At 54.7% G+C, this 12,086-nt stretch carries 11 protein-coding genes; 2 read left to right on the top strand and 9 right to left on the bottom strand.

The window, feature by feature from the left end; all coding sequences use genetic code 11:
• Positions 1–38: 38 nt before the first annotated feature.
• Both fghA and HMPREF1487_RS14440 read right to left on the bottom strand, forming a co-directional pair.
• A complete protein-coding gene (gene fghA / locus HMPREF1487_RS14445) occupies positions 39–890 on the bottom strand; it encodes an S-formylglutathione hydrolase (RefSeq protein WP_010797403.1) in 852 nt (283 codons plus the stop codon).
• Between the two features lie 60 nt (positions 891–950).
• Positions 951–2,063 carry an S-(hydroxymethyl)glutathione dehydrogenase/class III alcohol dehydrogenase gene (locus tag HMPREF1487_RS14440; protein ID WP_010797402.1) on the bottom strand — a complete coding sequence of 371 codons (1,113 nt, stop codon included), beginning with the start codon at positions 2,061–2,063 and terminating at the stop codon, positions 951–953.
• A 104-nt stretch (positions 2,064–2,167) separates the two neighbouring features.
• Here HMPREF1487_RS14440 and HMPREF1487_RS14435 point away from each other — a divergent pair, with 104 nt between their 5' ends.
• Together HMPREF1487_RS14435 and HMPREF1487_RS14430 are read left to right on the top strand one after the other, a co-directional pair.
• A complete protein-coding gene (locus tag HMPREF1487_RS14435; protein ID WP_010797401.1) occupies positions 2,168–3,052 on the top strand; it encodes a LysR family transcriptional regulator in 885 nt (294 codons plus the stop codon).
• Positions 3,053–3,350: 298 nt separating this feature from the next.
• The gene (locus HMPREF1487_RS14430) at positions 3,351–4,517 is read left to right on the top strand and encodes a baeRF3 domain-containing protein (protein ID WP_010797400.1); all 1,167 of its coding nucleotides are present in this window, start codon (positions 3,351–3,353) and stop codon (positions 4,515–4,517) included.
• 4 nt (positions 4,518–4,521) lie between these two features.
• On the opposite strand, the gene ispD is transcribed toward HMPREF1487_RS14430, so the two are convergent.
• From ispD to HMPREF1487_RS14395, 7 genes are all read right to left on the bottom strand, one after another.
• Complete coding sequence (gene ispD / locus HMPREF1487_RS14425) at positions 4,522–5,253, bottom strand: 2-C-methyl-D-erythritol 4-phosphate cytidylyltransferase (protein WP_010797399.1); 732 nt, start codon at positions 5,251–5,253, stop codon at positions 4,522–4,524.
• On the bottom strand, positions 5,250–5,528 hold the full coding sequence (locus HMPREF1487_RS14420; protein ID WP_010797398.1) for a septum formation initiator family protein: 279 nt from the start codon (positions 5,526–5,528) through the stop codon (positions 5,250–5,252). The genes ispD and HMPREF1487_RS14420 overlap by 4 nt, the downstream gene beginning before the upstream one ends.
• Before the next feature lie 163 nt (positions 5,529–5,691).
• Positions 5,692–6,981 carry a phosphopyruvate hydratase gene (eno, locus tag HMPREF1487_RS14415; RefSeq protein ID WP_010797397.1) on the bottom strand — a complete coding sequence of 430 codons (1,290 nt, stop codon included), beginning with the start codon at positions 6,979–6,981 and terminating at the stop codon, positions 5,692–5,694.
• A 79-nt stretch (positions 6,982–7,060) separates the two neighbouring features.
• On the bottom strand, positions 7,061–7,906 hold the full coding sequence (gene kdsA, locus HMPREF1487_RS14410; RefSeq protein ID WP_010797396.1) for a 3-deoxy-8-phosphooctulonate synthase: 846 nt from the start codon (positions 7,904–7,906) through the stop codon (positions 7,061–7,063).
• A 5-nt stretch (positions 7,907–7,911) separates the two neighbouring features.
• A complete protein-coding gene (locus tag HMPREF1487_RS14405; RefSeq protein ID WP_010797395.1) occupies positions 7,912–9,540 on the bottom strand; it encodes a CTP synthase in 1,629 nt (542 codons plus the stop codon).
• Positions 9,541–9,705: 165 nt separating this feature from the next.
• Positions 9,706–11,043: a tRNA lysidine(34) synthetase TilS gene (tilS, locus tag HMPREF1487_RS14400; protein ID WP_010797394.1), complete on the bottom strand. Its 1,338-nt coding sequence runs from the start codon at positions 11,041–11,043 to the stop codon at positions 9,706–9,708.
• Positions 11,044–11,126: 83 nt separating this feature from the next.
• A complete protein-coding gene (locus HMPREF1487_RS14395; protein WP_010797393.1) occupies positions 11,127–12,077 on the bottom strand; it encodes an acetyl-CoA carboxylase carboxyltransferase subunit alpha in 951 nt (316 codons plus the stop codon).
• Positions 12,078–12,086 lie beyond the last annotated feature (9 nt).

The following is a 12,086-nucleotide window of genomic DNA, read 5'->3' as shown; positions in this document are numbered from 1 at the left end:
ATCCGTAAACGTCGCCGTTACCGAACACGCAAGTTCGATCAATCGATCAGCGCGCGGGCATGATGACGCAAATGATCCTCGATAAAGGTGGCAACGAAATAGTAACTATGGTCATAACCAGGCTGCAGACGCAGGGTCAAGGGATGACCGACACGGGTAGCTACCTGCTCCAATGCCTCTGGTTTGAGCTGCTCGGAAAGAAAGCTGTCCTGTTCCCCTTGATCTACAAGAACAGGTAGTCGTTCCTGCGCTTTTTCCATCAGTGCACAGGCATCCCACTCAGCCCAGGTGGAACGGTCTTCCCCCAGATAATTGGAAAACGCCTTTTGCCCCCAAGGACAATTCATCGGTTTTACGATAGGTGAAAAAGCCGAAACCGAACGATAGAAACCGGGATTACGCAAGGCGCAGACCAAAGCACCATGGCCTCCCATCGAGTGGCCGCTTACGCCACGCTTCTCCGACACCGGGAAGTTTGCCTCGATGACAGCAGGCAGCTCCCTCACAACGTAATCATGCATCCGATAGTGTTTGGCCCAGGGCTCGCGAGTGGCATTTAGATAAAAGCCTGCTCCTAGTCCAAAGTCCCAGGCACCTTCAGCATCATCGGGCACGTCCGGACCACGAGGGCTGGTATCCGGTGCTACGAGTACCAGTCCTAACTCAGCAGCTACTCGATGCGCGCCAGCCTTCTGCATGAAGTTCTCATCGGTGCAGGTCAATCCTGACAACCAGTACAGGGCTGGCAGCTGTGTTTTCTGCTCAGCTTGAGGAGGCAGATAGACAGCAAAAGTCATCTCACAGCCCAGAACCGTCGACCGATGCTTGTAGCGCTTGTGCCAGCCGCCAAAAGACTTCTGGCATGAGACCAATTCCAGCGTATTGCTCATGGGTAGCTCCTTATGGGCAGAGACAGGCCCGACGTTGCAAGACGCCGGACCCATGCATGATCAATAGTGGATAACCGTACGAATGCTCTTACCTTCATGCATCAGATCAAAGGCATCATTGATCTTGTCCAGCCCCATGGTGTGGGTAATAAAGGTATCCAGCGGAATTTCGCCCTTCTGGGCCTTATCGACGTAGCCCGGTAGCTCGGTGCGACCTTTGACGCCTCCGAACGCACTGCCCCGCCATACACGCCCCGTAACCAGCTGGAACGGACGTGTACTAATTTCCTGACCAGCGCCAGCGACACCAATAATGACCGACTCACCCCATCCCTTGTGGCAGCATTCCAGTGCAGCACGCATAAGCTTCACGTTACCCACACACTCGAACGAGTAATCCACGCCGCCATCCGTCAGCTCGACTATCACTTCCTGGATAGGCTTGTCGTAGTCGTTGGGGTTGACGAAATCCGTAGCCCCGAGCTGCTTGGCAATTTCAGCCTTAGCAGGGTTGATGTCGATGGCGATGATACGTCCCGCTTTGGCCATGGTCGCACCGATTATCGCTGACAGGCCAATACCACCCAAACCGAAGATGGCTACCGTAGCGCCCTCTTCCACCTTGGCAGTGTTCAGTACTGCACCGATCCCGGTAGTAACACCACAGCCGAGCAGGCAGACTTTCTCCAGAGGCGCTTCTTTGGGGATCTTGGCCAGCGAGATTTCCGGCAATACCGTGTACTCAGAGAACGTGGAAGTCCCCATATAGTGATAAATCGGCTGGCCTTTATAAGAGAAACGGGACGTGCCATCCGGCATGAGCCCTTTGCCCTGGGTAGCGCGAATGGCTTGGCACAGGTTGGTCTTGCCGGACAGGCAAAACTTGCACTTGCCACATTCCGGGGTATACAGCGGAATGACATGATCACCTACGGCAACGGACGTCACTCCCGGACCAACCGCCTCGACGATACCGCCGCCCTCATGCCCAAGGATTGCAGGAAAAATACCTTCCGGATCAGCGCCGGACAGTGTGTAGGCATCGGTATGGCAGACACCTGTCGCCACGATACGAACCAGCACCTCGCCTTCTTTAGGCGGAGCAACATCTACTTCAACGATTTCAAGGGGCTTGTTAGCCTCAAAAGCAACAGCAGCGCGTGATTTAATCATGGAGGTCGTCATCCATCTGGTGATACGGTACGTCTAGTGTATGAGCTTTGATTCAGTTAATAATCCAACGTACTGCAAAATATTATTGCCATATAGGGATAATCATGAGCGCCTGGGAAGGCTTGGATGAGTTCGTTGCGGTTGCTGAAGCAGGTCATTTCAGCTTGGCCGCCGAACGGCTTGGTGTTTCCTCATCCCATGTCAGCCGACAAATCGCCCGACTGGAAGAACGTCTGCAGACACGCCTGTTCTATCGGAGCACGCGCAGTGTCGTACTGACCGAGGCCGGACAGACCTTTCTTCAGCATTGCCAACGCCTGCAGGATGCCCGCGAGGAAGCACTTCGGGCCGTCAGTGATCTGTCCAGCGAACCCAAGGGATTGCTGCGCATGACATGTGCAGTGACCTATGGGGAGCGTTTTATCATCCCCCTGGTAAACAGCTTCATGGCACTGCACCCGCAATTACGTCTGGAAATAGAGCTTTCCAACCGCACGCTGGACCTGGTGCAGGAAGGCTTCGATCTGGCAATCCGCCTGGGCCGGCTAAACGATTCTCAACTCATAGCAACCAAGCTTGCGCCTCGCATCATGTACCTTTGCGCTGCGCCACGCTATCTCGAGCGCTTCGGCGCTCCCCATGCCCTGTCAGAACTGGCACGGCATAACTGTCTGATCGGTAATAGCGATGTTTGGACCTTTCAGGAAGATGGACGGGAAATCCCCATCAAGGTTACAGGAAACTGGCGCTGCAACAGCGGCCAGGCCGTTCTGGATGCGGCACTCAGAGGATTTGGTCTGTGCCAGCTGCCGGATTACTACGTGGCTCCTCACCTGACACGAGGAGAGCTGGTCTCCCTGCTGGAAAACCGGCAACCGCCCAACACAGGCGTATGGGCGCTGTATCCACAGCGGCGCCACTTGTCCCCGAAGGTCAGGCAACTAGTGGACTACCTCAAAAGCAATCTGGTCACCTATCTTCAGAGCTGACGCGAGAGTTGCCAGCAGAGACGCCATACGTCCAACGGTTGGAACCCGCCGTTGCCGGGCTCGTCGTACCTATATGGAACATGAAAGGGTCATGCTCCAAACAGTCGAATCCCAGAGGTCAGAACGGCACCGCATTCTTGAGCATTCTGCATCGATACTTTCAAAGCGATGTGAAACCGAAAGCGGAAACGTTCTGCCTTGCCGGATTCAGCGAGGAGCCGGCTCTGCCTGGTCTATACCAGGTGCCACGCTCATTCGTAGTTGACGAACCCTCCATAACCATAGCGAGGAAGCCGCCATGTACGGACCCATCACCAAAGCAACATTGGCTGAACTAATGGAAAAGCATGAGCCGCCATGCCTATCGATTTACATGCCTACCCATCGAAGCTTTCCAGAGCGCACACAGGACCCGATCCGCTTCAAGAATCTGGTCCGCGACCTGAGAGCCTCTCTGGAACAGCAATTCCCCGACGCTCCCAGCGATACGCTACTCAAGCCATTCGATGAATTGGTTGATAACCGCGACTTCTGGAATCACACCCGTGATGGTGTCGCCGTCTTTGGTGGAAAAGACTATTTCATGGTTTATCCGCTGCAGCGCAAGGTGCCCGAAGTGGCCCTCGTCAATTCTCAGCATTATTTGAAGCCCATTCTTCGTATTGCTCAGTCAGCAGATCGTTACCAGATTCTGTGCTTGTCTCGTAATCAGGTACGCCTCTTTGAAGGCAACCGGGACGTATTGGATGAAGTTGAGCTGGCGCCTGAAGTACCCCGCAATCAAGATGAGGCATTAGGTTCAGAACTAACGCCCAAGGATCAGATTGGTAACACCAACGGCTTTGGTGGAGCGAGCGAGCGTGGCGACCCCATGATCCACGGCTCTGGTGGAAGTGGTAAGCAAGAGCAGATCGATATCGACTGTGAGCGCTTTTTTAGAGCTGTCGACCGAGCCATTACTGAACACCACTCCAAACCCTCTGGACTGCCCCTTATTTTGGCTGCGCTCCCGGAAAATCAGACCGTTTTCCGTCATGTCAGTCACAACCAGCAGCTTTTGGAAAAAGGTATTTCTATCGGCCAGGGTGCCTTGGATACAGAAATGCTGCGCCAGGAAAGCTGGAAGCTCATGGAGCCTATGTACTTGAAGCGCCTGAATGGCATTCTTGACCAATACGGCGAATCTCGTGGCCAAGGCTTGGCCTCCGATCAACTGGAAGAAATTGGAAAAGCCACTGCTGAAAGCCGTGTAGCCATGCTGCTGGTAGAGGCTGATCGCCAGATACCCGGGCTGCTTGATCGGGAAAGTGGCGAGCTGCATCCCTCCAAACCCGCTGGAGCTGAAACAGCCGATGTGCTGGATGAGCTGATCACCTACGTCATGGAACATGGCGGCGATGTGGTCGTCGTACCCCGTGAACGTATGCCGTCCAAGACGGGGGCAGCGGCAGTGTATCGCTTCTAAAGGGTCAGGTCGTGGGCGTCGGTTCGTGCCGGCGCTCATGCCAAAGTTGCGTCAGCCAGACCAGATCCTCGGGCCGCGTAATCTTGATGTTATCACTTCGCCCTTCTATCACGCGGGGTCTATAGCCCGCCCACTCCATAGCGGAGGCTTCGTCCGTGATCATGACGCCAGCAGCCAATGCATCACTGAGCGCTTGTCTCAGATGGCCCAATCGAAACATCTGGGGTGTATAGGCCTGCCAGATGACACTACGATCTACTGTCACCTCAACCCGGCCATAAGGGTCGACACGCTTTAACGTATCCTTGACTGGAATAGCCAGTAATCCCCCAACCTCATCATCAGCCAGCTCCTGCAATAGCCGATCAATGTCGCTCTGAGCCAGATTAGGTCTTGCTGCATCATGTACCAATACCCAGTCAAGATCAGATGCGCCGCAGGCTTCCAGCCGCATAAGGCCGTTCAGTACAGAGTCGGCACGTTCCTTCCCACCAGTAGCCCGGGTAATCCGATTATCCGTAGCGCAGACAAGACCAGGCCACCATCTGTCATCAACCGCCAGGCTAACGACTATGCCCTGCAGGGAAGTATGATCCAATAACGCAGAAAGCGTGTGCTCAATGACCGTTCGGCCCGCCAGATCCAGATATTGCTTGGGGCGATCCGCTCGCATGCGCGAACCGATACCCGCTGCCGGAATAACGGCCCAGAAAAGAGGTAATGAGGTATTTATCATTTGGACTGCAGGTAAAGGGTCTCACCCTCTCTAACCATACCGAGCTCATGGCGCGCCCGCTCTTCAACCGTCTCCATGCCCTTTTTCAACTCAGCAACTTCCGCCTCGAGGATCCGGTTGCGTTCAAGCAGCTGCTTATTTTCCTCATCCTGACTAGAAATCTGCTCACGCAGCTCTTTTACCTGCGCCAAACTGCCATCACCTACCCACAGGCGATACTGCAGGCCGGCTAATGCAATGATCAGGACAGGAAACAACCAGTAAGGGCTACGCATTGGCTTTACGGTTCAAAGCAACAAGTTAAGTGAGCTAATGAGAACATACTTAAAACAAGAGCAGGAAGGAAATGATGCCTATATCGATAAGCGACACTTCAATCCTGCTCTTTTAACACATCATTTCGCAACAGCGGAGCGGCTTGCGCCGCTCACTGTGAACTCAGCTACGAAATTCGGCACGTCCACGGTACGGTGCTTTTGCACCAAGCTGCTCTTCGATACGAAGCAGCTGATTGTACTTGGAGACCCGGTCTGAACGGCACAGTGAGCCGGTCTTGATCTGCCCTGCCGCAGTACCCACGGCAAGATCAGCAATCGTTGCGTCTTCGGTCTCACCCGAGCGGTGAGAAATAACTGCTGTATAACCAGCAGCCTTGGCCATCTGGATGGCTTCCAGCGTTTCGGTCAGAGAACCGATTTGGTTGAACTTGATGAGGATGGAGTTACCGATACCTTTCTCGATCCCTTCCTTGAGAATCTTGGTATTGGTCACGAACAGATCGTCACCTACCAGCTGCACCTTGTTGCCGATCTTATCAGTCAACGCCTTCCAGCCAGCCCAGTCGGACTCATCCATACCATCTTCGATAGAGATGATCGGGAAACGCTCGCTCAGACCCGCAAGATAATCGGCAAAACCAGGAGCATCGAATGTCTTGCCTTCGCCAGACAAGCTGTACTGACCGTTTTCATAGAACTCGCTGGAGGCGCAGTCTAAGGCCAGAGTTACATCCGTGCCCAGCTTGTATCCGGCCTTTTCAACCGCTTCGGCAATAGCGCCTAGGGCATCTTCGTTGGAGGACAGGTTCGGGGCAAAGCCACCTTCATCGCCCACGGCAGTATTCAGGCCACGCGCCTTGAGAACCGCCTTCAAGTGATGGAATATCTCAGCACCCATGCGCAGGGCATCAGCGAAGCTTTTTGCGCCAACCGGCTGAACCATGAACTCCTGGATGTCGACATTGTTATCGGCATGCTCGCCGCCGTTGATGATATTCATCATCGGAACCGGCATGGAGTACTGACCGGGCGTGCCGTTCAGCTCTGCGATATGGGCATACAAGGGCAGATCTTTATCCTCGGCGGCCGCCTTGGCAGCTGCCAGGGATACCGCCAAAATGGCGTTGGCGCCCAGCTTGGACTTGTTCTCGGTACCATCGAGCTCGATCATCGCTTTGTCGAGCGCTTTCTGATCCGATGGGTCCTTGCCAATAAGAAGATCACGGATCGGGCCGTTTACATTACCAACGGCTGTCAGAACACCCTTGCCCAGGTAACGGCTCTTGTCGCCATCACGCAGTTCCAATGCCTCGCGGGATCCTGTGGATGCACCAGAGGGCGCACAAGCCCTGCCGACGATACCGTTATCAAGAATCACCTCGGCTTCCACGGTAGGGTTACCGCGGGAATCCAGAATTTCCCGGCCTTTTATGTCGACGATCTTTGCCATTGTTATACGCTCTCCATGGTTCTGGTCAGGTGCAAACTGCACCTTCGGCTTCTTATTTGGAACTAAGTTCAGCGGAGCATCAGGCGGTTTCGATTGGAGTGAACGACTTCACCAGTTCATCCAGTGCCTTTAGCTGAGCCAGGAAGGGCTCCAGCTTGTTCAATCGAAGTGCGCAAGGGCCATCGCACTTGGCACTGTCAGGATCAGGGTGAGCCTCCAGGAACAGACCTGCCAGTCCCTGACTCAAACCGGCCTTGGCCAGATCGGTAACCTGTGCACGGCGACCACCTGCGGAATCGCTGCGACCGCCAGGCATCTGCAGGGCATGGGTCACGTCAAAAATGACCGGGTAGTCGAACTGCTTCATGATGCCGAAGCCCAGCATGTCGACTACCAGATTGTTATAACCAAAGGACGTGCCACGCTCGCACAGGATCAACTGATCATTACCCCCTTCCTCACATTTCTTCAGGATATGCTTCATTTCCTGAGGCGCGAGGAACTGGGCTTTCTTGATATTTATAACGGCATTGGTCTTAGCCATGGCGACTACCAGATCCGTCTGCCGGGACAGGAAAGCCGGCAGCTGGATGATGTCGCATACTTCTGCAACCGGTGCCGCCTGATAGGGCTCATGGACGTCCGTGATAACCGGTACATTGAAGGTCTTCTTGATCTCTTCAAAGATCTTCATGCCCTCTTCCAGGCCTGGGCCACGGAAAGAGTTGACCGAAGAACGGTTGGCCTTGTCGAAGCTGGCCTTGAAGATATAAGGGATACCCAGCTTCTGCGTTACCTTCACGTACTCTTCGCAGATCTGCATCGCCAGATCGCGAGACTCAAGCACGTTCATTCCGCCAAACAGCACGAACGGCTTATCGTTAGCCACTTCGATAGTACCGACACGAATCGTTTTCTGAGCCATAGTCATCAAGCCTTATTAGCGTATTTCAGAGCCGCATTCACGAAACCGCTGAAGAGCGGATGACCATCACGCGGGGTAGAGGTGAATTCCGGATGGAACTGGCACGCCACAAACCAGGGATGATCCGGCGCCTCGACGACTTCCACCAATGCACCGTCGCCGGAACGGCCAGTGACCTTCAGGCCCGCCGCCATGATTTCGGGCAGCAGGTTGTTGTTCACTTCGTAACGGTGACGGTGACGCTCAACGATTACGTCTTGCTGGTAGCAATCATGTACCAGAGTACCTGAAGACAATTGGCACTCCTGAGCTCCCAGGCGCATGGTGCCCCCCAGATCCGAAGCTTCTGTACGGATTTCGGTAGCGCCGGACGCATCCTGCCACTCGGTAATCAAACCAACCACCGGGTGCTGACCAGACTTGTCAAATTCGGTGGAGTTGGCATCGCTCCAGCCTAATACGTTACGGGCGAACTCGATTACCGCTACCTGCATGCCCAGGCAGATACCCAGGTACGGAATCTTGTTCTCACGTGCATACTGAACCGTGCGAATCTTGCCTTCTACACCGCGCAGACCAAAACCACCCGGCACAAGGATCGCATCAACGCCCTTGAGCAGATGGGTACCCTGCTGCTCGATATCTTCCGAATCGATATAGCGCAGATTGACCTTTGTACGGCTCTGGATACCGGCATGCGTCATCGCCTCGATAAGCGACTTGTATGCATCCAGAAGCTCCATGTACTTGCCAACCATGGCGATAGTTACTTCACGCTCTGGGTTGAGCTTGGCATCGACCACACGATCCCACTCGCTCAGGTCAGCCTGACCGCATTCGAGGCCAAAGCGCTCTACCACGAAATCGTCCAGACCCTGCGCATGCAGAACGGAAGGAATACGATAAATCGTATCCACGTCTTCCAGAGAGATGACGGCACGCTCTTCCACGTTAGTGAACAGCGCAATCTTGCGGCGGGAAGAACTGTCTACCGGATGATCGGAGCGGCAGATCAAAACATCAGGCTGCAGGCCGATGGAGCGCAATTCCTTTACCGAGTGCTGAGTCGGCTTGGTCTTGGTTTCACCCGCGGTTGCAATATAGGGCACCAACGTCAGATGCATCAACATGGCACGGCGAGCGCCGATTTCCACGCGCAACTGGCGTATGGCTTCCAGGAAGGGTTGGGACTCGATGTCACCTACGGTACCGCCGATTTCGACCAGCGCCACATCCGCATCACCTGCGCCCTTGATAATACGGCGCTTGATTTCATCGGTAATGTGAGGGATTACCTGAACGGTTGCGCCCAGGTAATCGCCGCGACGCTCCTTGCGCAGCACATCCATGTAGATGCGGCCGGTCGTGAAGTTGTTGTCCTGAGTCACTGTAGTGCGAATAAAACGCTCGTAGTGACCCAGGTCGAGATCGGTCTCGGCACCGTCATGGGTGACAAACACTTCGCCGTGCTGGAATGGGCTCATGGTACCTGGATCGACGTTGATATAGGGATCCAGCTTGAGCATGGTGACCTTCAAGCCCCTCGCTTCCAGAATGGCGCCCAAGGAAGCAGAGGCAATGCCTTTCCCCAATGAAGAAACAACACCGCCCGTGACGAAGATGTAGCGCGTCATGAATTTTCCTAGAAATCTGTAGTTAGGCGGAAAGCCGCCGGGAAGCGAGGGAGGCCTAGAGGCCTCGGTTGAGCACGGTAATACTTCATGCCCAACGCACACCGGTTGTTACGTAAACAACAAGTGCGGTACAAGACGGGAGCGTAGTCTACAACAAAGTGCCTTTCAGCTCAAACGCTGGCCGCTCGTCGCAGGAACCCACTCGAACCGCCAGTGCTGATCGGCTGGACCACTGAGTCCAGACAGATTCGCAATGGCTATCAACTGCCCGTTACAAAACAGCAGCGGCAATCTGCCGCGCAAGAACGTCGGCACATGATGCTCATTCAGGAGCCGTTTGAGATCTCTGTGCCCGCGCCCAGGGACAGCCATGATTTCTCCTCCCTGACGATAGCGGACTTCAAGTGATCCCGAGGGCCGCTGACCAACGATATACACTTGTCCATTGCCACCCAACGCTACCTCCGACTCCTTTTCAGGCCACTGACAAGGCACACAGGCGGCGCCCAACCACTGATGCGGTAACCACCAGAGCCGTCCCGCCCCCCGATGTATCTCACCGCTTTCCAGCACCCAGACGGGACTGGCCGAGGGACTGGCATCCCGCAATGCAGCCCAGCCCACCCAATGATCAGTATCTGGCATACGGCTATATCGATCTAACCAGTGGCGAAGTGCGTTGCGCTGACGGTGCTCGCTCAGCTGCCTGATAATCTCAAGTTCGAGACTTGGAAGCGGCAACCAAGGAAATGCAGTAGCTGTCTGTGCGGCAGACAAGTCCATGGCAGCGCACTCTTCAAGAATAGCCAGCGCCTCGGCCATATGCCCTGCACTGCGGGCAACGCTGGCTGAAGCCTGCGGCCATCGTAAGCGCAGTCGAGTGAGAATCTCATGGCGCAGGAAGTTACGATCCTGAACAACCTGTATGTTACTAGGATCTTCCACCCACTCCAGCTTTTCCGCTAAGGCATAACGTGACAGTTCAGCTCGAGGAACAGACAAGAAGGGTCTTACCAGGCGCCCCTCAGCCATTGCACGCGAGGTCGCCATGGCAGACAAACCTTTTACCCCAGCTCCACGCAGCAGTCTTAGCAGCAGAGTCTCCGCCTGATCGTCCTGATGCTGAGCCACTAGCAGAACTTCATGCTCTCTAACGTGCCGCGCAAAGGCGGCATAGCGTGCATCCCGGGCCGCTCGCTCCAGGCTTGAATTCTGATCCACTTGTACATGCTCGACGCTCAAGGGAACCTGGAGCAGGTCACACATCTGCCGACAATGCTCCACCCACTCGTCAGCCTCTTTAAGAAGACCATGGTGCACATGAATCGCATGTAGCGACGGCACCTGCCTGCAGAAGGACAGCCGCGATAAAACATGCAGAAGAACTGAAGAATCCATGCCACCTGAAAATGCGATATGCCATCGCTTGGCATGCAGATAGGGCGTCAAGACCTTCAGGACGTTGTTAGCCAGAGGGGGAAGCGGGACATCAGAAAGGGACATGGCTGCCCATCAATGAATACACATTATTCATGTAAACAGCTTAGGCGTATGTCCGGCATGGACCGGACATACATGGAGACAGATCAGGAAATGCCGTAGCTCATCAGGCGCTCGTAACGACGCGTCAACAACTCTTCGCTGGAGAATTTCTTGAGCATGTCAAGCTGATCTACCAGAGCTTCACGAATGGAAGCAGACATTACAGCGGGATCACGATGGGCACCGCCCAGTGGCTCATCGATAACGGTATCTACAATACCCAGCCCCTTTAAACGCTCCGCAGTAATGCCCATGGCTTCAGCCGCATCAGGCGCCTTCTCGGCAGTTTTCCAGAGAATCGAGGCGCAGCCTTCAGGCGAAATCACAGAGTAAGTCGAATGTTGAAGCATGTTCAGCTGGTCGCACACGCCAATTGCCAGGGCGCCACCAGAACCACCCTCGCCGATCACGGTTGCGATGATAGGCGTTTTCAAACGCGACATGACACGCAGATTCCAGGCAATCGCCTCGCTTTGTCCACGCTCTTCGGCATCGATCCCCGGATAAGCACCGGGAGTATCGATAAACGTCAGAATCGGCATCTTGAAACGCTCGGCCATTTCCATCAGACGGCAGGCTTTACGGTAACCTTCCGGGCGAGGCATACCAAAATTACGACGTACCTTTTCACGTACCTCACGCCCCTTCTGATGACCGATGACCATGACGGGTTGATCATCCAGACGAGCGATACCGCCAACAATGGCTGGATCATCAGCGAAATGACGGTCGCCATGAAGCTCTTCGAAATCAACGAAAAGATGGCTGATATAGTCCAGCGTGTAGGGCCGCAAGGGGTGACGCGCCAGACGAGCCACCTGCCAGCTGCTCAGACTACCGAAAATACTTTTGGTCAGTGCCTGGCTCTTTTCCAGCAGCCGGGCAATCTCGTCACTGATGTTCAGCGAATTGTCATTACCAACCAAGCGAAGCTCTTCAATCTTGGCCTGGAGGTCAGCGATCGGCTGTTCGAAATCGAGATAGTTCGGGTTCATGAGTATCCG

Source organism: Pseudomonas sp. HPB0071, assembly GCF_000478505.2.
Lineage (GTDB): Bacteria > Pseudomonadota > Gammaproteobacteria > Pseudomonadales > Pseudomonadaceae > Chryseomonas > Chryseomonas luteola.
The sequence above is the reverse complement of the archived record's forward strand: the minus strand, read 5'-3'. Positions and strand labels throughout refer to the sequence as shown.